Origin of the sequence: Niastella yeongjuensis (assembly GCF_900110245.1) — a bacterium.
GTDB lineage: Bacteria > Bacteroidota > Bacteroidia > Chitinophagales > Chitinophagaceae > Niastella > Niastella yeongjuensis.
Genome location: NZ_FOCZ01000001.1, coordinates 520464 through 540995, shown reverse-complemented (window position 1 = coordinate 540995; position 20532 = coordinate 520464). Strand labels below are relative to the sequence as shown.

General features: G+C 43.6%; 23 protein-coding genes. 17 read left to right on the top strand and 6 right to left on the bottom strand.

Features of this window, described 5'->3' with window-relative positions:
• Nucleotides 1–99: 99 nt before the first annotated feature.
• The 4 genes from BMX95_RS02485 to BMX95_RS02470 form a co-directional block, all read right to left on the bottom strand.
• Complete coding sequence (locus BMX95_RS02485; protein WP_081199001.1) at nucleotides 100–1383, bottom strand: hemolysin family protein; 1284 nt, start codon at nucleotides 1381–1383, stop codon at nucleotides 100–102.
• A gap of 50 nt (nucleotides 1384–1433) precedes the next feature.
• Nucleotides 1434–2000, bottom strand: coding sequence for a guanylate kinase (gene gmk, locus BMX95_RS02480; protein ID WP_081199002.1), 567 nt, complete (start codon nucleotides 1998–2000; stop codon nucleotides 1434–1436).
• A gap of 40 nt (nucleotides 2001–2040) precedes the next feature.
• Complete coding sequence (gene murA / locus BMX95_RS02475) at nucleotides 2041–3345, bottom strand: UDP-N-acetylglucosamine 1-carboxyvinyltransferase (RefSeq protein WP_081199003.1); 1305 nt, start codon at nucleotides 3343–3345, stop codon at nucleotides 2041–2043.
• Between the two features lie 140 nt (nucleotides 3346–3485).
• Nucleotides 3486–4232, bottom strand: coding sequence for a DUF4290 domain-containing protein (locus BMX95_RS02470; protein ID WP_242673078.1), 747 nt, complete (start codon nucleotides 4230–4232; stop codon nucleotides 3486–3488).
• A 468-nt stretch (nucleotides 4233–4700) separates the two neighbouring features.
• Between BMX95_RS02470 and gldC the strand changes: the two genes are divergently transcribed.
• The 16 genes from gldC to yidD all read left to right on the top strand — a co-directional run bounded on the left by gldC (nucleotide 4701) and on the right by yidD (nucleotide 18268).
• On the top strand, nucleotides 4701–5048 hold the full coding sequence (gene gldC, locus BMX95_RS02465) for a gliding motility protein GldC (protein ID WP_081199005.1): 348 nt from the start codon (nucleotides 4701–4703) through the stop codon (nucleotides 5046–5048).
• A gap of 17 nt (nucleotides 5049–5065) precedes the next feature.
• Entirely contained in the window at nucleotides 5066–5518 is a 453-nt protein-coding gene (locus tag BMX95_RS02460; protein ID WP_081199006.1) for a GatB/YqeY domain-containing protein, read from the top strand.
• Nucleotides 5519–5653: 135 nt separating this feature from the next.
• On the top strand, nucleotides 5654–6196 hold the full coding sequence (locus tag BMX95_RS02455; RefSeq protein ID WP_081199007.1) for a CvpA family protein: 543 nt from the start codon (nucleotides 5654–5656) through the stop codon (nucleotides 6194–6196).
• A gap of 129 nt (nucleotides 6197–6325) precedes the next feature.
• Entirely contained in the window at nucleotides 6326–7102 is a 777-nt protein-coding gene (locus tag BMX95_RS02450) for an alpha/beta fold hydrolase (protein ID WP_081199008.1), read from the top strand.
• A 163-nt stretch (nucleotides 7103–7265) separates the two neighbouring features.
• Nucleotides 7266–7925: a CBS domain-containing protein gene (locus BMX95_RS02445; RefSeq protein ID WP_242673082.1), complete on the top strand. Its 660-nt coding sequence runs from the start codon at nucleotides 7266–7268 to the stop codon at nucleotides 7923–7925.
• 216 nt (nucleotides 7926–8141) lie between these two features.
• Nucleotides 8142–9434, top strand: a complete 1293-nt coding sequence (locus BMX95_RS02440) for a POTRA domain-containing protein (RefSeq protein WP_165758873.1) — start codon at nucleotides 8142–8144, stop codon at nucleotides 9432–9434.
• A gap of 28 nt (nucleotides 9435–9462) precedes the next feature.
• Nucleotides 9463–10341 carry an NAD kinase gene (locus BMX95_RS02435; RefSeq protein WP_014222725.1) on the top strand — a complete coding sequence of 293 codons (879 nt, stop codon included), beginning with the start codon at nucleotides 9463–9465 and terminating at the stop codon, nucleotides 10339–10341.
• A gap of 59 nt (nucleotides 10342–10400) precedes the next feature.
• The gene (gene porG, locus BMX95_RS02430; RefSeq protein ID WP_081199011.1) at nucleotides 10401–11258 is read left to right on the top strand and encodes a type IX secretion system protein PorG; all 858 of its coding nucleotides are present in this window, start codon (nucleotides 10401–10403) and stop codon (nucleotides 11256–11258) included.
• Nucleotides 11259–11398: 140 nt separating this feature from the next.
• Complete coding sequence (locus BMX95_RS02425) at nucleotides 11399–12160, top strand: undecaprenyl pyrophosphate synthase (protein ID WP_081199012.1); 762 nt, start codon at nucleotides 11399–11401, stop codon at nucleotides 12158–12160.
• Between the two features lie 105 nt (nucleotides 12161–12265).
• Nucleotides 12266–14995 (top strand): BamA/OMP85 family outer membrane protein, encoded by a 2730-nt coding sequence (locus BMX95_RS02420; RefSeq protein WP_081199013.1) that lies wholly within the window; start codon nucleotides 12266–12268, stop codon nucleotides 14993–14995.
• 45 nt (nucleotides 14996–15040) lie between these two features.
• Nucleotides 15041–15556: an OmpH/Skp family outer membrane protein gene (locus BMX95_RS02415; protein ID WP_081199014.1), complete on the top strand. Its 516-nt coding sequence runs from the start codon at nucleotides 15041–15043 to the stop codon at nucleotides 15554–15556.
• A gap of 119 nt (nucleotides 15557–15675) precedes the next feature.
• On the top strand, nucleotides 15676–16245 hold the full coding sequence (locus BMX95_RS02410; RefSeq protein ID WP_081199015.1) for an OmpH/Skp family outer membrane protein: 570 nt from the start codon (nucleotides 15676–15678) through the stop codon (nucleotides 16243–16245).
• Between the two features lie 137 nt (nucleotides 16246–16382).
• Nucleotides 16383–17240 (top strand): glutamate racemase, encoded by an 858-nt coding sequence (murI, locus tag BMX95_RS02405; RefSeq protein WP_081199016.1) that lies wholly within the window; start codon nucleotides 16383–16385, stop codon nucleotides 17238–17240.
• Nucleotides 17241–17404: 164 nt separating this feature from the next.
• A complete protein-coding gene (rpmH, locus tag BMX95_RS02400) occupies nucleotides 17405–17560 on the top strand; it encodes a 50S ribosomal protein L34 (RefSeq protein WP_081160029.1) in 156 nt (51 codons plus the stop codon).
• Nucleotides 17561–17648: 88 nt separating this feature from the next.
• Nucleotides 17649–18041 (top strand): ribonuclease P protein component, encoded by a 393-nt coding sequence (gene rnpA / locus BMX95_RS02395; protein ID WP_081199017.1) that lies wholly within the window; start codon nucleotides 17649–17651, stop codon nucleotides 18039–18041.
• Nucleotides 18038–18268 (top strand): membrane protein insertion efficiency factor YidD, encoded by a 231-nt coding sequence (yidD, locus tag BMX95_RS02390; RefSeq protein ID WP_081199018.1) that lies wholly within the window; start codon nucleotides 18038–18040, stop codon nucleotides 18266–18268. The genes rnpA and yidD overlap by 4 nt, the downstream gene beginning before the upstream one ends.
• A 53-nt stretch (nucleotides 18269–18321) precedes the next feature.
• On the opposite strand, the gene BMX95_RS02385 is transcribed toward yidD, so the two are convergent.
• Together BMX95_RS02385 and BMX95_RS02380 are read right to left on the bottom strand one after the other, a co-directional pair.
• Entirely contained in the window at nucleotides 18322–18921 is a 600-nt protein-coding gene (locus BMX95_RS02385; RefSeq protein WP_090519266.1) for a hypothetical protein, read from the bottom strand.
• Between the two features lie 73 nt (nucleotides 18922–18994).
• On the bottom strand, nucleotides 18995–19603 hold the full coding sequence (locus tag BMX95_RS02380; RefSeq protein ID WP_081199020.1) for a superoxide dismutase: 609 nt from the start codon (nucleotides 19601–19603) through the stop codon (nucleotides 18995–18997).
• 186 nt (nucleotides 19604–19789) lie between these two features.
• Here BMX95_RS02380 and BMX95_RS02375 point away from each other — a divergent pair, with 186 nt between their 5' ends.
• Nucleotides 19790–20518: a 3-keto-disaccharide hydrolase gene (locus tag BMX95_RS02375; protein WP_242673084.1), complete on the top strand. Its 729-nt coding sequence runs from the start codon at nucleotides 19790–19792 to the stop codon at nucleotides 20516–20518.
• Nucleotides 20519–20532 lie beyond the last annotated feature (14 nt).

Below are 20532 nucleotides of genomic sequence, written 5' to 3'. Positions count from 1 at the left end.
AACTAAAAGCTTGTTAAGGGGTTGAAATCGTAGGTGAGAATACTTAGTTTATAAGCTACTGGCTATTAGTATTTGAGTACTAAAGTTTTAGCAAACAAACTACCGCAGGATCTTGAGGCGTACCATTTCAATTCGGGTATCGCTTACGTTCAATACTTCAAATTCGTAATTACCAATGATAATACGTTCTTTAAAGCGGGGGATGGTTTCGTGCTGATGAATGATAAAACCGGAGAGGGTTTCCGAGTCGTTTTCTGGGAATTCGAGTTTATATTTTTCCTTCAGGTAATCCAACTCCAGCCGGCCTGATAAAATATACTCATCTTCAGAGATCATTTTTTCCTCAAATTCCTCCACATCGTACTCATCTTTTATTTCGCCAAAGATCTCTTCCAGCAGGTCTTCCATGGTAACGATACCGGCGGTACCGCCGAATTCATCAACCACCCAGGCAATACTTTTGCGTTCCTTGGTGAATTTATTAATGAGGTCTGTGGCGCTCATGCTCTCGGGGATGGCGGGAATGGGCAGCAGGATGTCTTTGACCTGTTCGGGCTGTTTAAACAGATCGAGCTGGTGAATATAACCCAGGATCTGGTCGATATTGCCACTATACACGATCAATTTGCTCAACCGGGTTGAAATAAACTTTTTGCGGGCCTCCTCCACAGTGGTATTCAGCTCAATCGCTTCAATTTCTTTACGTGGCACCAGGCACTCGCGCACTTTTATTTTCGGTAACGACAGGGCGTTTTCGAACAGCTCCGTGTTCATATCGGCGCCTTCGCTGTTGTATTCACTGGTTTGTTGAAAAAAGTGATCGAGGTCGCTGCGCGAAAAAGGTTCCTTTCGTTTATCGATGCGCATGTCGAAAATCACATTCAATATAAAAATCGACAGCTTTACGAAAGCCGCAGCTATCCAGTAAAACAAATTATCGAAGAAACCCAGCAGGCCAACGCGGGCTGAAAAAGACAGCAGGGAATCGCTTTTCGCCTTAAAAATAGCTTTGGGAATACATTCTCCCAGAATGATGATCAACACCCACGAGATCACGATCTCGAAAAACAGGCGGAATAAGCTAATAAACGATTTGGCGGAAATATCCATGGTATCCCAGTGCACCCATTGGTTCAGGCCCAGGGACATCAGTAGTACCAGGCAGGTAAGGAAAACGCTGAATCCAACTACATTGGTGCCTATAAAGCGGGAAGGGTTGTCGAACAGGTTCGACAATAAAATACCAGCAGAAGAGCCCTGTTTCTTTTTTAGTTCAATATTCAACCGGTTGGCAGACGTAAAAGCCACTTCAATGCCGGCAAAATATGCGAGCAACAAAAACACAATGGCAATGCCTATGCCTATTCCGGTAAGTAAACTCATAGTTGGGCTACGAAAATATAAAAAAAGGGACAATATCCCACCCTGGGGATTTAGCTTTCCAGAAACTGCTGTACTGCCTCTTTGGCCTGTGTACAGGCCTTTTCGAGATTGTCGTTAAGGATTATTTTAGAAAAATGGTGTTTAAACGATATTTCGTAGGAGGCCTTGTTTATTCTGGTTTGCAGGCTTTCTTCAGTTTCAGTGCCTCTCGAGCTTAACCGGCGTCTTAATTCATCAACAGAAGGCGGATCAATGAATATCGACAGCGTACCGGGATATTGTTCCTGAACGTGAATAGCGCCTTTTACATCGATATCCAGCACGGGTACCTGATTATTCTTCCAGATGCGCTCCAATTCTGATTTCAGCGTGCCATAGATCTTGCCTTCGTACACCATTTCCCACTCAACGAATTCATTGTTTTTATTCCTGTTGTGAAATTCTTCTTCAGTCATAAAATAATAATCTTTTCCTTCTACTTCGTTCTCGCGTCTTTTGCGGGTAGCCACGGAAATGGAAAATGCCAGTTGAGGAAATTCTCTTAACAGGTAATGGGTAATAGATGTTTTACCGGCTCCTGAAGGGGCTGTAAGGATTATTATTTTATTCTGATGCATGTATGCGTATGTGGTTTAGCGTGCGTTTACAGGGGGTACTTTATATTCTTTTGATCTGAGCGCCTAAGGCCTGCAGGCGTTTGTCGATGTACTGATAGCCGCGATCGATCTGTTCAATGTTTTGAATAACACTTTTTCCATCGGCACTTAATGCGGCAATTAACAGGGAGATCCCGGCCCTGATATCGGGGCTGCTCATTTGAATGCCCCGCAGGTTTTGTTTTCTGCCCAAACCAATTACAGCGGCCCGGTGGGGATCGCATAAAATGATCTGTGCGCCCATATCAATGAGTTTGTCAACAAAGAACAACCGGCTTTCGAACATTTTTTGATGTATCAGCACACTGCCGTGGGCCTGGGTAGCTACTACCAGCACAATGCTCAACAGGTCGGGGGTAAAACCCGGCCAGGGATGATCGTATATGGTGAGTACGCCACCATCGAGAAAGGTTTGAATTTCGTATACTTCCTGTGCGGGTACATGAATATCGTCGCCTTTAATTTCAAGTTGAATGCCCAGTTGTCTGAATTTTTCAGGGATAATGCCCAGGTGTTCTATGCCGGCATTTTTGATGGTGATATCGCTTTGGGTCATTGCTGCCAACCCAATAAACGACCCGATCTCGATCATATCGGGCAGCATGCGGTGTTCGGTACCGTTTAATGATTGTACGCCTTCAATGTTGAGCAGGTTGCTACCGATACCGGTTATCTTAGCGCCCATGCGGTTGAGCATTTTGCACAACTGTTGTATATATGGTTCGCAGGCGGCGTTATATATGGTAGTGGTGCCCTGGGCCATAACAGCCGCCATAATAATATTGGCGGTGCCGGTTACAGACGGCTCGTCGAGCATGAGGTAGGTACCCTTAAGGTTGGGGGCCTGTAATTCAAAAAAGCCATCTTCGGAAAGGTAGTTGAAGGAGGCGCCCAGTTTTTCGAAACCAATAATATGGGTATCCAGTCTGCGGCGGCCTATTTTATCGCCGCCGGGTTTGGGAATATAGGCTTTTCTGAAACGGGCCAGCATGGGGCCGGCCAGCATAACGGAGCCACGCAGGCGACCGCTTTTTTGTTTATAGGCATCACTGCGGAGGTAATCAACATTCACATCATCGGCCTGAAAGGTACAGGTATCGGGTTGAGGGCGGTCGATCTTTACATTCATTTCCCCCAGCAATTCAATAAGCAGGTTTACATCTAAAATGTCGGGAATATTTGTAATGGTTACTTTTTGGCCTGTTAATAACACGGCACTGATAATTTGCAGGGCCTCGTTTTTAGCGCCTTGCGGAACAATTTCACCTTTTAATTTTTTGCCACCGATGACTTCGAAAGAATTCATAGTTACTGTTACCTGGGTTTTATTTAGAAACCGAATAAATAAGCTGCAAATATAAAACCCCGACAATAGGTTTTACCGTCGGGGTTTTATTTATTTTATCTGCCTGCCGGATGGCAGGCTTTCTGAAATTCAAATCCGCTTTATTTATATCTTTTCTTGAACTTGCCACCGCTCCGGTCGTTGCGGTTATCACGTCCCCCGCCACCACCGCCGCGGTCATCGCGGTCACGGCCTCCACGGCCCTGGAATTTCTGACCACGTTTATTGCGATAATCGCCATAACCGCCACGATCGCGATCCCGGTCGCGGTTATCGCTGGGGCGATGCTGGCGTACATACGGTGTATTGGTAAAGGTGAGCTGACCTTCCGTAATATTGGTCAGTTCGCCCTGGATGGCGTCATCGTGCACGGTTTCTTTATGCCAGTTATTATAAGCCAGTTTCATGTAATAGGCGATGGCATTGGCGAAGCCCTGTCTTTTTTCGCCTTGTTCTTCTTTCAGCGCCTTGTTTATAACCAGCTCCAGGTTTTTACCCAGGTGCGAGAATTTGGGATAGCGTTTGGGATACGGCAACGGTCCTGGCCTTGATTTTAAAGTTTCCCTGGTAGGAATGGGGTAGGGGGAATCAACCGCCAGTTTAAAATCGGAGATCAGGAAAAGGTGATCCCATAATTTATGTCTGAAATCTTCTACATTTTTTAAGTGGGGGTTCAGAAAGCCCATCAGTTCAATCACAGCATAGGCATTACGCTGGCGGGTTTCCTGATCTTCGATAGTCAGCAGGTATTCAATCATCTTCTGAATATGCCTTCCGTACTCACGCATCGCCAGGTGGTTCCTGGTCGTGTTATATTCCATTTTTTCAATACTACTAATATTGTTCATTCTATAAATATAAGATTAACAAAAGTAACAAAGTAAGTTTAGAAAAAGAAAAGGCCTTTGTTTAGGCCTTTTCCTAAAAGGGATTGGTTTTTCCACAGGTTAATCAGGTATATCAAGGCCGCCAATGATTTTGGGGAAGCGTGAAGATTAGTTTTGATCAGAAAGTCATTCGGAGGATATCGAAAATAGATTCCGGAAAGGTTTTTTATAAATCTGGGAAGATTTTGAAGCGTATTCCCCAAATTATCAAATAAACTTGTATCTGCCAACGGGTTAGTACCCTATTTTTTTGGCAGTATTTTGTGCAATAGCGGTATAGTTAAAAACGTATATATGTCGTAACAATTCACACCGAATAGTGGTTTAATTTACATTTACACAAGGTGAACAGTTAGTCTGGTACCAAAACCTATTAAAAATCGGTGTACTTTTGCGGTTCAAAATATAAAAAACTGATAATCAAATAAAATGAGGCAATCGAGAATAACTATAGATGTGGCGCTTGATGATAAAAACATTCCTGAGCAAATATTGTGGAACGCCACCGACAGTACTGCAGACAATGCCCAGAAAGCCCGGGCCATGATGCTTTCTTTTTGGGATGGGGGTGATAAGTCGGCTTTGCGTATGGACCTGTGGACCAAGGAAATGATGGTGGATGAGATGGCCGATTTTTATTATCAGACCATAATGACGATGGCCGACAGCTTTGAGCGGGCCACGCACCAGGCCGAACTGGTGGACATGCTGAAAACTTTTGCCAAGGATTTTTATGGCAAGTTTCGCGACATTCAACTGAAAGAAAATAAATTGTAATCTCAAAAGCCGCTTATATGAACTTAGAACAAAAGATCATGGCTGAGCTGAAACCAGCCATGCTGGCCAAAGACGAAAAAGCATTGCGTAGTTTACGCGCCATTAAAGCTGCCATTCTGCTGGCAAAAACATCAGAAGGAGCGAGCGGTGAATTGAAAGAGGAAGACGAGATCAAGTTATTGCAGAAGTTGGTAAAACAGCGGCGTGATTCACTGGAGATCTTTACTCAGCAGAACCGTACCGACCTGGCACAAAAAGAGCAAGAAGAAATTGAAATAATAGAAAAATTCCTCCCCAAACAATTGAGCGGGGAAGAACTGAAAGCAATAATAGCAAACATCATTGCTGAAACCGGGGCTTCCTCACCTGCCGATATGGGTAAAGTGATGGGGGCTGCCACCAAACAACTGGCTGGTAAGGCTGATGGGAAAGCAATTAGTGCTTTGGTAAAGGAATTATTAGCCAAATAAGTGGAGTAATAGCCAGCAATAAGAAACTGAAGATGTAAGTTAGAAGTAGGAAAAAAGAGGCTAAAAACGGTATTGAGGCCCAAAAATTGAAGATATTCATACAACATATCTCTTTCTTCATACTTCTGTTTACCTATGATCATAGATATTTTGGTTCTAATATTTCTGGTTATGGCCGTTATAAAAGGATTACGGCGTGGACTTATAGTTGCAGTATTTTCAATTTTTGCGTTTATTGCAGGTATTGCCGCGGCCATGAAATTATCGGTAGTTGTAGCAGATTATTTAAAAGATTCCGTTAATATCTCTGCTAAATGGTTGCCTTTTGTTTCGTTTGCTGTGGTGTTTATCGGAGTGGTTTTGTTAGTACGGTTTGTTGCCAGTTTACTGGAATCAACAGTTGAAATGGCCATGATGGGTTGGGCAAACAAAATTGCAGGAGTTCTTTTATACACTATATTGTATATGTTTACACTCAGCGTAGTGCTGTTCTATGTGCAAAAGGTAAAACTCATTAGTGATGAAACACTTGTTAAGTCAATTACCTGGCCATTTTTACAGCCGCTGGGTCCCTGGGTTATAAATGGTATTGGGAAACTGATACCGATATTTAAAGATATGTTTACAGAGCTAAGTGCGTTTTTTGACGGGTTTGCCACACAAAAGGTACCACGCTGAGGTGTGCTGTAAAAACGTAAAAAATCAGTAGCTTACATTAAAATTGCAATGTAAAACTGCAAGGATGGATTATTTGCAGTAAAACGTTTATTTTAGCGATTAATTGACTGACTTGAACAGACATAGCTGATGAATTATACGATCAAACAAGTGGATAAATTCAAGTATATTGAAGAAGGCGAAGGTGAACCGTTAATACTTTTGCATGGATTATTCGGTGCCCTTAGCAACTTTGATGATTTGATCAGTTACTTCAAGAACCATAATAAAGTTGTGGTTCCCTTACTCCCTTTGCTTGATATGGACCTCTTGCATACCTCAGTAGGTGGTTTGCAGAAGTTTGTGCATAAGTTTATTGAATACCAGGATTATCAAAATGTACACCTACTTGGCAACTCATTGGGTGGCCACGTAGCCATATTACACGTACTGAAAAACCCGGAACGCATTAAATCGCTCATTTTAACCGGCAGTTCCGGTTTATTTGAGAATGGTATGGGCGACACTTATCCCAAACGCGGTGATTACGATTATATAAAGAAGAAAACGGAGTTAACCTTTTACGACCCTAAAATCGCCGACAAAGAGCTGGTAGATGAAGTGTACGAGATCGTAAACAACCGTTTGAAAGCCATCAAAATAATTGCGCTGGCAAAAAGTGCCATCCGCAATAATCTGGGCGAGGATATCAATCAAATCAAACAACCCACGTTATTGATCTGGGGTAATAATGATGCCATTACCCCGCCGTTTGTAGGCCGGGAGTTTCATCGGTTAATTCCAAACAGTGAGCTGCATTTCATTGACAAATGTGGTCATGCGCCCATGATGGAAGTGCCAGACGAATTTAACCGTATACTCCATAAATTTTTGACAAAGTTGAATGAGCCTGCAGCGGTAGCCTGAATACTATCGTCTAAATGATTATATTTGGTTAAGGTAATTACCTAACTGTTTACAAGGGTTAATGCCTATTGTGGAATTTATTTTGCATAGTAATGTAGTTGGGACAAACCAGTTGCGGACTTTTATCGTATAACATTTTATAGATAGGTAAACTCTGATTTCAGTGCTTAATAAAGAATTAATATCAGCATCGATTCCCACACTCACACTGAGTGATACGGTTATTCAGGCGCTGGACCTGATGTCGGAGTTTCATGTTATGCAGTTACCTGTAGTGGCAGAGGATAAATACCTTGGTTTGGTATTTGAGGAGGATTTGATGAACCACGATGAACGAACTTCCCTCCAATCTCTTGATACTCACTTTTCGAAAGTGGCTGTACACGCCAATACACACTTTATTGAGGCGGTACAAATGTTGAATGATTATAATCTTTCCCTGGTTCCGGTTATTGATAAAGAAAATGAATTTGTAGGAGCCATTGCAGCCATCGACCTTTTAAAAGAATTAGGTAAAGCCACAGGAGCGAGCGAGCCCGGTGGTTTAATTGTGCTGGAAATGGAACAACGTAACTTTTCATTTTCCGAACTCAGTAAACTGGTAGAGACCAATGATGCTCAAATAACCCAGTTGAATAGTTATTGGGATAATAACACCAGTTCTTTTTTTGTGGCAATAAAAATCAATAAATTCGAAATTTCCGATATTGTTGCTACATTTCAACGGTACGAGTACAACGTGAAATATTATTTTGGCGAAGAACTATACGAGAATGAACTGAGGAACAACTACGACCACTTGATGAATTATCTGAATATTTAGCACAACAGTAGGAACGGCCGGCTTATTTTTTAACACCTAGAAAACAGAGCAACTGCTTGCCAGGGCACGTGCATGGGAAAGACTTTAATTTGTATACTAACATTGTTGTGTTGTGTGGCATTGGTGCATGCCCAGCCCTCGCCTGTGGACTCCCCGTCCCAAGCCTTACCAAGTGTTTCGTCTGCATCCAATAACAACTACAATACTCCTTTTGTTGTGGGGGAAATAATAATTGAAGGAAATAAAAAAACAAAACCCTACATCATTGAAAGGGAATTGCCCTTTAAAACCGGCGATTCCATTTACCTGCCCAATCTGGTAAAAGCATTCGAGATCTCGCGTTCGCAATTGATCAATACCGCCCTGTTTAACGAAGTAGTTATTTCTTTAAAATCATTTCGTGGATACGTAGTGGATATCCTTATACAGGTAAAAGAACGATGGTATATTTTCCCCCTCCCATACCTGAAACCCGTTGACCGCAATTTGAGCGAATGGGCCAAACAGGGCTACGGGCTCGACCGGGTTAACTATGGATTCAAATTCACCTATAATAATTTTACCGGCCGCAACGACAAGCTAAAACTCTGGCTGATCACCGGTTATACACAACGGATAGAATTTCAATATGATCAACCGTATGCCGACAAGTCTTTAAAACACGGTTACCGGGTTGGGTTTTCCTATTCATTTAACCGCGAGATCAACTACGCTACTATAGATAATCAGCAGGTTTTTGTTGACTCCTTACGAAAAGGGATAAGGAACTGGTCGGGCCATATTGACTGGACGTACCGGCCGGGATTACGTACCACGCATTCGTTTTCTTTATCATACACCCACCAGGAAGTAGACTCGGGTATAAGCGGACTAAATCCGAAGTACTACAATTATGGGCGTAACCAGGTTAGTTTTCCTGAACTGGCCTATAACGTCAATTATGTAAATGTTGATTACAGGGCCTTCCCCCTTACCGGGTGGCTGGCAGAAGGGACCATTGTGAAAAGAGGTTTCAACAATGCCATGAACATGTGGCAGATCAGTACCAATGTTACCAAAGGCTGGGCATTGGGCAAAAAAGACTGGTTCAGCTGGAATGGAGCCGGCATGCTTCGTGTCCCTTTCAACCAGCCATATATAAATCAACGGATGTTCGGTTATGGCAATATGTACCTGCGCGGGCTGGAGAATTATGTAATTGACGGTTCAGCCGGTATTTTAACCAGGCAGAGCTACCGGCACCAGTTGTTCAGGTTTAATATCCCTACCTATATAAAATCAAAATCGCACGATCATATACCCTTCCGCATTTATGCTCGCCTGTTTGGCGATCTGGGGTATTCCTATAATAAGAATTTTACCAATAATTCCCTCACGAACCGCACTTTGTACACATATGGCGCCGGGATTGACGTGGTTTCTTTCTATGACTTCGTATTGCGGCTCGATTACAGCTTCAACCAATTAGGACAAAAGGGTTTATTTTTACACATCAAGAACGATTTTTAAACGACAGGAAAATATTTAACCGTATAGTATGAAGGTAGCCATTTATAGCAGGGTTATTGATGATGACCAGTATAGCAAAGTGCAACAATTGCTCGATGAACTGGACAAGGAAAATATTCACCCGGTTATATACAAGCCTTTTTATGAGATGATCCAGTCATCGGTGCGTTTTTCAGAAAAGACCACCCTGTTCAACGACTCGGGCGATCTCACCGATGCCATTGACTTTTTAATAAGCCTTGGGGGCGATGGTACTTTACTCGACACCGTTACCCTGGTTCGGGATAAGAATATTCCGGTGTTGGGGATCAACTTTGGCCGGCTGGGCTTTTTGGCCAGCATTGGCAGTAAAGAATTGCACATTGCAGTACAATCCCTGGTCAAGCGCACAATACTAATAGACAAGCGATCGTTAATTCATTTGGATGCGAGTAAACCATTATTCGGCGATGTACCTTACGGATTAAATGAATTTGCTATCCATAAAACTGATACATCACCCATGATAAAAATTCACACTTATCTTAATGGTGAATTTTTAAATACATACTGGGCTGATGGCGTAATTGTAGCAACTCCTACCGGTTCAACCGGATATTCGTTAAGTTGTAATGGCCCAGTGGTTTTCCCTGAATCCTCCAGTTTCGTAATCACCCCCGTAGCCCCACATAACCTGAATGTTCGACCTATCATTGTCCCAGATGATAATATTATATCATTTGAGATTGAGGGCCGAACAGATCATTTTATATGTGCGCTCGATTCCCGCAAAGAACTCGTAGATAAAAAAGTACAATTAGCCGTGCGCAACGAATCCTTTACGCTTAGCCTGGTACGGTTGAATGAAAACAATTTCCTGCAAACCCTGCGTAATAAATTATCATGGGGTTTAGACACCAGGAATTAACTTTTTAATACAATGAAAAATTACCGGTATATCCGGTTCTTAATGTTAAATTGCGAATTATGAAGAAATTGGTTGTAACAGCACTACTCTTTAATTCCGTACTCTGTGTGCAAAAGGTTACCGCCCAATATGAAAGTATTGTTCAGCAAGGTGAGTTTGGCATTTCGGTGGGGGCAGCACATTATTTTGGCGACCTTAATACAAGAGCGAAACTTAACAGGCCAAAACCTGCTTTAGGTGTTTTCTTCCGTAAACAATTTGGTAACTATACAGCCTTGCGTATTTCCGCGCATTATGCACGCCTGGGTTATTCAGATGTATACAATACCCAAAACGACTACCAGCATCGTCGCAACCTGAGCTTTAACTCCAATGTTTTCGAGTTGGCTCTGCAAGGCGATTTCAACTTCTTTAAATTTGTTCCGGCTGATCCATATTACAGTTTTACACCCTATATAACTCTGGGGGTAGGCGTATTCAGCTACGATCCTTATGCCTTCCTCAATGGCCAGAAATATTTTCTGCGGCCACTGGGCACCGAAGGACAGGGAACAGCGGCTTATCCTGATCGTAAACCATACAATACAATGGCCGTGTGTGTGCCTATTGGTGTTGGGGTAAAATATGCGCTGAATGAGCGAATGAACCTGGGCTTTGAAGTGGTATACCGGTATACAACCACCGACTACCTCGATGATGTTAGTAAAACCTACGTAGGATCCGATAAATTTCCACCCCTGCCCGATGGTACACCCTCCGCAGCAGGCCTGTTACAGGACCGTTCCTACGAAACCGGCGACGTAATAGGAATTGAAGGCCGCCAGCGCGGTTACAGCAAGCAAAAAGACGCTTATGTACTGGCTGAGCTTACTTTATCCTGGAACCTGACTTCATATCGTTGTCCTTCAGCCAATTAGGGCAAAGGCCCCTCGGTTTAAAAATATATTAAAAAAGCCGTCCTCCTTAAGTGGGGGCGGCTTTTAGCTTTTTGTTTAATCCCTGAAAAGGAATACGGTGTGCTTGTTTTTTGTACCTTTGTGCCCTTCAAAAAAAGGGTATGCAAAGCCTAAGGGAGCAAATTAACCTTCAACGACTACCTCGCCATATAGCAATAATTATGGACGGGAATGGCAGGTGGGCAAAAGAAAAGGGGCAAGACCGCCTCTACGGCCATTTTCATGGCGTGGAAAGCGTGCGCAATATTGTGGAAGGATGCGCCGAATTGGGCGTTGAATATCTGACGCTGTACGCGTTCTCAACCGAAAACTGGGACCGGCCCGAGTATGAGGTGACAGGTCTTATAGAGCTGTTGGTAGAAACCATTCGAAAGGAAACCGAAACCCTCAATAAGAACAATATAAAGCTGCATGTAATAGGCGATGTAAAAATGTTGCCCGAATATGCGCAAAAGGAACTGAACGAGTCGCTGCAGATAACCAGCCAAAACACCGGGTTGAACCTGGTTATGGCCCTGAGTTACAGCAGCCGCTGGGAACTGGTACAGGCCGTAAAACATATTGCCGAAGACGTTAAAGCCGGTAAAATAGACCCTGCGACCATCACTCAAAACACCCTGCAACAATACCTGGTAACCAGTAACCTTCCCGACCCGGAACTAATGATTCGCACCAGCGGCGAATATCGCATCAGTAACTTTTTATTATACCAACTAGCTTATGCAGAATTGTATTTCACCAACGTACGCTGGCCCGACTTCAGGAAGGAGAACCTGTATGAGGCCATTCTGGATTTCCAAGGGCGGGAAAGACGCTTTGGTAAAACCGGCGATCAGGTTCAAAAGGAACATATAAACGGATAATTACGAATTGGTCATGAAGAATTTATGATTCCGTCGATTAGTTTCCTTTTTAACAAACCCTTTTAAAATATCCCCCTTAATTTGCTCCACTTTAAACTCCCCGGAATGCAGCGTTCGCGTACTTTTAGTATTTTTTTACTGGTATTTGCATGTTTAACAGTCGGTTCACTCCGTGCCCAGGTAGTTTCCGATACCGTTCCAACGTCTATTGATCCGGAATTAGAAAATATACTGAACTCAAAATCTGCCAAAGAATATTATATCGGTGGTATTACAGTAACCGGTACCAAACGGTACGACCAACAACTGTTGATCTCCATTGCGGGTATAAATGTGGGTGATAAAGTGATGATCCCCGGCGGCGATAACTTCAGCAAAGCCCTGAACAACCTCTGGAATCAGCACCTGTTCTCGAACATGCAGATCTTTTTCACCAAACTTGAAGGAAATAAATTATATATAGAAATAAACGTTACCGAAAGACCTGCCTTATCCAAATTCCACATCATTGGTCCAAAGAAAGCTGACCAGGACGAGTTAAAAAATAAAATAGGCCTGGTGGCAAGCCGGGTAGTGACCGAAAACACCAAACGCAACGCCGAAGACGTAATTAAAAGATTTTATACCGATAAAGGGTTTCAAAGCGCTACAGTAAATATTGAAGAAGTACAAGACCCCAATTTGCCCAACTCGATTATCCTGAATATATATGTGCAGAAAGGCCATAAGGTGCGTATCGAGAATGTGAGCTTTTTTGGAAATGAGAACGTGAATGAACAGCGGCTGAAAAAGCAATTGAAGGGCACCAAGGAAATGACCAAGATCACTTTGTACCCTACTAAGGAAGCAAGCCCCTACGGCGAAATAAAACAACCTTCTTTCAGGGAATACCTGGGTGATATGGGCTTTTTGTCACTCACAAAAACAAAAGAATTCCTCGATCCATATTTCCGCTTCAAATTATTCAGCTCAGCCAAGTTCAGTACCAAGAAATATGAAGAGGATAAGGAAAAAGTACTGGAATATTACAACTCGTTAGGCTACCGCGATGCCGCCATTGTTGCCGATACACAATATTATAATAAGAAAGGAAACCTGAAGGTTGACCTTAAAGTAGACGAAGGCCATCAATATTATTTTGGTAACGTAACCTGGAAAGGAAATACCAAATACCCGGATTCTGTACTGGGCTCTATATTGGGCATCACCAAAGGCGATACATATAACCTCGAGATCCTGAATAAAAAGCTGGGTAAACAAATGTCACAGGAAGGTGGCGACATCAGCAGCTACTATATGGATGACGGTTACCTGTTCTTCCGTATTGACCCGGTTGAAACGGCGGTATACAACGATACCATCGATTTCGAGATCCGTATAACCGAGGGTCCGCAGGCTACTATTAAGAACGTTACCATTCAGGGTAATGAAAAAACAAAAGAGCATGTAATTCGTCGTGAGTTGCGCACGCTGCCCGGTGAAAAATTCAGCCGTCAGGACCTGATCCGTTCACAGCGTGAAATTGCACAGCTGAACTTCTTCAACCAGGAGAAGATCGGTATCAACCCTGTACCCAATCCTGAAGATGGAACGGTGGATATTCACTATACCGTTGAAGAAAAATCTTCTGACCAGCTGGAGCTGAGCGCCGGTTGGGGTGGTGGTATCGGTTTAACCGGTACACTGGGTGTTACGTTCAACAACTTCTCCATTAAGAATATTTTCAACAAAAAGGCATGGGATCCATTACCAACCGGTGATGGCCAAAAGCTGAGCATGCGTGTGCAATCAAACGGTCGCGCGTACCAGTCATACAACTTCTCTTTCACCGAGCCCTGGTTAGGTGGTAAGAAAAGGAACTCCCTTACCTTCTCTTTATATAAGAGCGTATTCCGCACGGGTGGTATCGATGCCAGCGGAAGATATTTCTTCTCAGACACCAACAGGCTGAAAAACTTTGGCGCCAGCATTTCATTGGGTAAACAATTGAAGTGGCCCGATGACTTCTTTACATTGGTATATTCACTCAGCTATACACAGTATAAGTTGCAGAACTATACCCTGTTTACACCGGATTTCAAAAACGGTACCTCAAATAACCTGAGCGTTAAAATTGCGTTGAACCGTAACTCGGCAGGTCCTAACCCGATCTTCCCAACCAGCGGATCTAACTTTTTGCTGAGCGGTCAGTTTACGCCACCGTATTCATTATTCAGGGAGAATACTACCAACCAGGATAGTTATAAATTACCAGAGTTCCATAAATGGCGACTCAATGCCGAATGGTTCATCCCCATTGGTAAAGCAATGGGTGCTGACAAAACACGTCAGTTCGTATTGCGTGCCGCAGCCAAGTATGGTTTTATGGGTCGGTATAATGCTGACCTGAATTATTCACCATTTGAGCGTTTCCAGGTGGGTGACGCCGGTTTGGCAAATGGTAGCTACATTCTGGGTTATGATATCATTGCACACCGTGGTTATCCTGTGTATGAAAATTCAAACCCCAAGATCAATCCTGATCAACAGAACGCCAGTCAGTTCTTTACCATATTTAATAAGTATACGCTCGAAATGCGGTATCCGTTCACAACCAATCCAAGCAGTACCATCTTTGGTATGGTTTGGTTTGAAGCTGCCAACGGTTGGTACGACTATAAGTCATACGATCCGTTCCGCCTGCGTAGAAGTGCCGGTGTGGGTATGCGTTTCTTCCTGCCCATGTTCGGTTTGCTTGGATTTGACTATGGCGTAGGTTTCGACCGGATCACGCCTGGTGGCCGCTTACGTGATGCAACGCGCTTTACGTTTATGTTAGGTTACGAACCTGAGTAATGTATAATTGACGTTTAACGTATAATAAACCTTAAAAGAAACACCATGAGGAAAATATTATTTATTGTCTGCCTGGTAACACTGGCCTTAGCTTCACAAGCGCAGTATGGTCGTTATGCCATTGTAGATACCAAATACATTCTGGATAAATTACCTGAATATAAAGATGCCCAGAAAGCGCTTGACCAGTTCAGCGAGGTATGGCAAAAAGAAGTGGATACCAAACAGGCAGCACTCGATAAAATGTACAAGGATTTTGAGGCTGAGCAGGTTATGTTGAGCCCCGAATTAAAGAAAAAGCGCGAGGACGAATTGTTTGTACGGGAGAAAGAAGTACGTGACCTGCAGCGCAAACGCTTTGGTTTTGAAGGCGATCTGTTTAAGAAAAGACAGGAATTGGTGAAACCCATACAGGACAAGGTTTACAACGCAATCCAGAAGCTGGCGGTGAACCGTCAATTGGATTTTATTTTGGATAAAAGTGAAGGAATTACTGTTATATTTGCCGACCCCAAATTGGATCGTAGTGAGGACATTTTAAAAGAGCTGGGCGTTAAATAAAACATAAGAGAAAAGGGGAAAGCAACCACCATTAGGTTTTTTTCAACTTAAAACAAAAAATAACCGACCACCCCGCGCAAAGGAAACTCGCTAAGGGTGCGAGACAAAATTGAAATTCAATGAAAAAGTTTTTTTCCGTAACGTTGTTCGCCCTGGGCCTGGTAGCGGCTGGTGAAGTAAATGCTCAAAGTAAAATTGGATACATTAGTTCTCAGGAACTGGTAAGTGTAATGCCAGAAACCAGAAAAGCAGATTCAACCCTGCAAGACCTGAAAAATGCATTAATTCAAAGCGCAACCGATAAGCAAAATGCTTTCTATGCTGCTGTTGAAAAATACAACAAAGACTCCGCTACATTTACTGCAGCAGTAAAAACTGTAAAAAGAGGTGAACTGACTAAAATGGGTCAGGAACTGAGCGGTGAAGAAGAGCGCATTCAACAACAATTACAACAACGTCAGCAGGAACTGCTGGGCCCTATCAACAAAAAGGCTTATGACGCTGTACAATCTGTAGCCAAAGAAAATGGATACGGTTATGTATTTGAAAAAGAGGCTCTGCTGGTAGCTCCTCCCGGCGATGATATTCTGCCAATAGTTGCCAAAAAACTGAATATCAAATTACCTACAGGCGCTAATGCACCTGTAACTCCTGGCGCTGCACCTGCTAAACCAGCTGCAAAGCAATAACTCCTGGTCCGTCAGATGGCGGAGAGGAAGTACTATAAATTATTAACCGTTCCGGCTTAGCCGGGACGGTTTTTTTATGAGACAATTTTAAGGAATTAAATTACCCCCTTTAGGAGGCCAGGAGGTAAATTTGTATCATGGTTACAACGCAGCCAATTGGCATTTTCGATTCAGGATATGGTGGCCTTACCGTAATGAAGGAAATTGTAAAAAAATTACCCCAATACGATTATATCTATCTGGGTGATAATGCCCGGGCGCCCTATGGCAACCGTTCCTTTGAAACGGTTTACCGGTATACCCTGCAATGCGTTGAGTGGTTTTTTGATCAGGGCTGCCCCCTGGTGATATTGGCATGTAATACCGCTTCCGCCAAAGCGCTGCGCACCATACAACAGAATGACCTGGCCAGGTTAGACCCCGATAACCGGGTATTAGGCGTAATACGCCCTACTACCGAGATCATTGGTCAGTTTACCCGGTCGCGCAAAATAGGTATCCTGGCTACCCATGGTACCGTACAATCGGGTTCCTACCTGATCGAGATCGAAAAGTTCTTTCCCGACATAAACGTGTACCAGGAAGCCTGTCCCATGTGGGTACCCATTGTTGAAAACAATGAGCACTTGCAGCCCGGGGCCGATTACTTTGTACAAAAGAATGTGCACCACGTAATGGCCAACGACCGCGATATAGATACCCTGTTGCTTGCCTGTACGCATTACCCGCTGTTGCGCGATAAGATCCAGCAGTTTTTACCGGCTGGTGTAACCGTGGTATCACAGGGAGAAATAGTGGCCAACAGCCTTGAAGATTACCTGAAACGCCATCCTGAGCTGGAAACCCGCTGCAGCAAACACGGCAACCGGTTCTTTAATACCACCGATTCAACAGAAGATTTTGATAATCATGCAAGTATCTTTTTTGGGGAGAACGTGCGCTCAAACCACGTAGACCTGGATAGTGGAATACCGGTAGTGGACCATATTTATTAGAACATTTTTGTTCGTGCTGTTTCATACTTAACCATTCATTTCCTACCTTTGCGGTCCTTTCATCCGCTTATGGCGGGGCGGGTATGGTGACCCGTCTGCGAAATTGGAACCTGATCCGCTTCTCCCGGATCATATTTCAACAAGTGTAAAAAACGAAATCAATTATGAAACGTACATTTCAACCGCACCGCCGTCGTCGTAAAACCGTTCATGGTTTCCGTAAACGTATGCAGGATGCAAACGGCCGTAAAGTACTGGCCGCCCGTCGTAAAAAAGGTCGTAAAAAACTGACTGTTTCCGACGAAAGGAAATTAAAATAATCTGTTAGTTTCCGCCAAAGGCGGACAGCAGTTTAAATAAATTATAGTCCCGTCTTGACGGGACTATTTTATTTTTGAGTACAACCCGATGGCTAAACAATTTACTTTAAACAAGGCTGATCGGCTGAAACGCCGTAAGGTCATTGAACAACTGTTCAGTGAAGGGCGGGCCGTTGCTGCCTTTCCCATACGGGTGCAATACAAAATGGTAGATCAGCTCACGGTTCCTTTACAGGCCGGCTTTAGCGTAAGCAGCCGCAACTTTAAAAGGGCTGTAGACCGTAACCGCATAAAGCGACTGATGCGGGAAGCCTATCGTCTGCAAAAACTGCCGCTGGAACAGGCTTTGCAAACAAAAGAACAACAGCTGGCGTTATTTTTAATTTACACCGGCAAAGATTTACCCCTGTATGCCCTGGTAAAAGAAAAAGTGGAAGTGGTGTTGAAGAAACTGTTACAAACAGTAAATGGAGTAAAATGAGAGTAGTACTTCGAATATTAAGCTTTCCCTTTATTGCATTGATAAAGCTGTATCAATGGATCATTTCCCCTATGCTGGGACCCAAATGCCGGTTCACCCCAACCTGTTCGCAATACTCCCTGCAGGCCTTTAAGAAGTATGGTGTATTTAAAGGCTTGTGGCTTACTATCAGGCGCATCGGCCGCTGCCATCCCTGGGGCGGTCACGGATACGATCCGGTACCGTAAAAACGAAGTAAGAGGTAAGATGTAAGAAGAACCCTACCTCTTAATTCTATCTGTTATTTCTTCATGCGCTCTACTAACTCAGTCAGAGATTGTCTTTCCTGTTTAGCAGTAGAGAATTTATAGATCTCAGGAGCTTTTCCGTCTTTATCAACACTTACTGAACCAGGAATAGAGCTGTAAGGGTTTATCAGCTGCGCGTTTGTGTTAGCAGTAAGCTTCTTGATAGTTTTAGGAACAATGAAATAAGTTTTGTTGGCGTCGCTGGCGTTTTGACCATTTATCAGTTGCTGGGTGCTATCGATCATATGGTCCAGTTGTTCGTTGGTGATAGAGGTAGGGGCACCACCATTGCCAAAATTCACCATGTGTCCGATGAGGGTATCGGATTTGATGTTCAGTAAATACACACCGGCTTCCGGAACTTCATAAGCCTGATCGCCATCAGGACTTTTAACGGTAACACCTTTATCTTTTTCAGACAGGGTTAATTCAGTTTCGTTGTGTTGGGTTCCGGGTTCAAGGGTAATGGTTTTAGTTGCTTCATCAACCTGGATCTTACCACTTGCCATCACTTTTACTTTTTTTTCAACACCGGGTGAACAGGCGGCAAAGCATAACATGGCAGCCATCGTACAAAAAAAGGCACATTTCATTGGGCTATTTATTTAGAAAGGTTAAAAAAAAGAATCCCGGGTTTACCGGGATCTTGTATACACTGAAGGCTTATTATTTGGCAGCTTTTGCGAAATTTTCAGCCACTTTATTCCAGTTGATAACGTTCCAGATTGCGCCCATATATTCAGGACGGCGGTTCTGGTATTTCAGGTAATAAGCATGTTCCCAAACGTCAACACCTAACAGGGGAGTACCTTTTACTTCGGCTACATCCATCAGGGGGTTGTCCTGGTTGGGGGTAGAGGTGATTTGCAGGGTACCGTTGTTGATGATCAGCCATGCCCAACCGCTTCCGAAACGGGTAGCGCCGGCTGTATTGAATTTTTCTTTAAAGCTATCGAAAGAACCAAAAACATCATTGATAGCATCGGCCAGGGCGCCGGTAGGGGCACCGCCGGCGTTGGGGGCCAGTAATTCCCAGAAGAAAGAGTGGTTCCAGTGGCCACCGCCATTGTTACGAACGGCCGGGCTAATAGTGCCGGCAGCTTTTACCAGTTCTTCCAGCGATTTATTTTCGTGGGGGGTACCCGCAATAGCTTTGTTAAGGTTATCTACGTAAGCCTGATGGTGTTTGCCATGATGAATCTGCATCGTCAATGCGTCAATATGCGGCTCCAATGCATCGTGTGCATAAGGAAGCGCCGGTAGTGTAAATGCCATAACACTAAATTTTTAATTGTTGAAGATTTATGGTTGTCCTTTCAAACGGTAACAAAAGTACAGGTCAATGGTTGATTAACCAATTCATTCTCTTTACCAAACGGAAAATTTTGAAGGGTACTATGGCAATTTTGTAGTATTTTAGATAGCGTACACGGCGTCCTAATCCTTATCAAATCAATCAAAATGTTGAATACCACTACAACAAAAAAGTTGATGCTGTTTTCTGCCACCATATTATCCAGCGTTTTTTTGGGTGCTTTTCAACCCGAACAGGAAAAAAGCAACACGTTAAGTGCAGAAGAGAAAAAAGCCGGCTGGGTATTGCTCTTTAACGGTCACAATACCGAAGGATGGCGGGCCTATAACAGTAAGCCCTACGATAGCTGGGAAGTGATAAACGGGCAGCTGTATTGTAAAATGAAGGACGTTAAACAGCGGGCAGACCTCATCACCACTGACCAATACGATAATTTCGAACTGTCTATTGACTGGAAGGTCGACAAAGGCGCCAATAGCGGCATTATTTATCGGGTAGCAGAAACCAGTGGCCCCAGTTACGAAACGGGCCCCGAATACCAGTTAATAGATGACGAAGGTTACCCACAAAAACTGGAGGCCTGGCAAAAAAGCGGTTCTGACTATGCCATGTACCCTCCTAACGAAATAGCCGCCAAACCTGCCGGCGAATACAACCACACCACCATTCTTGTAAAAGGAGCGCATGTTGAACACTGGCTGAATGGCAAAAAAGTAGTGGAGTATGAATTCTGGACACCCGCCTGGCAGGAATTAAAAGAAAAAGGCAAGTGGAAGGATGCCAAAGCCTACGGGCTGGCTAAAAAGGGGTATATCGCCTTACAGGACCATGGTGGTGGCATCTGGTTCAGGAATATCAAGCTCAGGAAACTCTAACCAACATACTGCTA

What these genes read in the sequence shown, in the direction of transcription:
- BMX95_RS02485 (WP_081199001.1), bottom strand. Translation starts at nt 1,383, where the DNA reads ATGAGTTTACTTACCGGAATAGGCATAGGCATTGCCATTGTGTTTTTG.
- gmk (WP_081199002.1), bottom strand. Translation starts at nt 2,000, where the DNA reads ATGCATCAGAATAAAATAATAATCCTTACAGCCCCTTCAGGAGCCGGT.
- murA (WP_081199003.1), bottom strand. Translation starts at nt 3,345, where the DNA reads ATGAATTCTTTCGAAGTCATCGGTGGCAAAAAATTAAAAGGTGAAATT.
- BMX95_RS02470 (WP_242673078.1), bottom strand. Translation starts at nt 4,232, where the DNA reads ATGAACAATATTAGTAGTATTGAAAAAATGGAATATAACACGACCAGG.
- gldC (WP_081199005.1), top strand. Translation starts at nt 4,701, where the DNA reads ATGAGGCAATCGAGAATAACTATAGATGTGGCGCTTGATGATAAAAAC.
- BMX95_RS02460 (WP_081199006.1), top strand. Translation starts at nt 5,066, where the DNA reads ATGAACTTAGAACAAAAGATCATGGCTGAGCTGAAACCAGCCATGCTG.
- BMX95_RS02455 (WP_081199007.1), top strand. Translation starts at nt 5,654, where the DNA reads ATGATCATAGATATTTTGGTTCTAATATTTCTGGTTATGGCCGTTATA.
- BMX95_RS02450 (WP_081199008.1), top strand. Translation starts at nt 6,326, where the DNA reads ATGAATTATACGATCAAACAAGTGGATAAATTCAAGTATATTGAAGAA.
- BMX95_RS02435 (WP_014222725.1), top strand. Translation starts at nt 9,463, where the DNA reads ATGAAGGTAGCCATTTATAGCAGGGTTATTGATGATGACCAGTATAGC.
- porG (WP_081199011.1), top strand. Translation starts at nt 10,401, where the DNA reads ATGAAGAAATTGGTTGTAACAGCACTACTCTTTAATTCCGTACTCTGT.
- BMX95_RS02425 (WP_081199012.1), top strand. Translation starts at nt 11,399, where the DNA reads ATGCAAAGCCTAAGGGAGCAAATTAACCTTCAACGACTACCTCGCCAT.
- BMX95_RS02420 (WP_081199013.1), top strand. Translation starts at nt 12,266, where the DNA reads ATGCAGCGTTCGCGTACTTTTAGTATTTTTTTACTGGTATTTGCATGT.
- BMX95_RS02415 (WP_081199014.1), top strand. Translation starts at nt 15,041, where the DNA reads ATGAGGAAAATATTATTTATTGTCTGCCTGGTAACACTGGCCTTAGCT.
- BMX95_RS02410 (WP_081199015.1), top strand. Translation starts at nt 15,676, where the DNA reads ATGAAAAAGTTTTTTTCCGTAACGTTGTTCGCCCTGGGCCTGGTAGCG.
- murI (WP_081199016.1), top strand. Translation starts at nt 16,383, where the DNA reads ATGGTTACAACGCAGCCAATTGGCATTTTCGATTCAGGATATGGTGGC.
- rpmH (WP_081160029.1), top strand. Translation starts at nt 17,405, where the DNA reads ATGAAACGTACATTTCAACCGCACCGCCGTCGTCGTAAAACCGTTCAT.
- rnpA (WP_081199017.1), top strand. Translation starts at nt 17,649, where the DNA reads ATGGCTAAACAATTTACTTTAAACAAGGCTGATCGGCTGAAACGCCGT.
- yidD (WP_081199018.1), top strand. Translation starts at nt 18,038, where the DNA reads ATGAGAGTAGTACTTCGAATATTAAGCTTTCCCTTTATTGCATTGATA.
- BMX95_RS02385 (WP_090519266.1), bottom strand. Translation starts at nt 18,921, where the DNA reads ATGAAATGTGCCTTTTTTTGTACGATGGCTGCCATGTTATGCTTTGCC.
- BMX95_RS02380 (WP_081199020.1), bottom strand. Translation starts at nt 19,603, where the DNA reads ATGGCATTTACACTACCGGCGCTTCCTTATGCACACGATGCATTGGAG.
- BMX95_RS02375 (WP_242673084.1), top strand. Translation starts at nt 19,790, where the DNA reads ATGTTGAATACCACTACAACAAAAAAGTTGATGCTGTTTTCTGCCACC.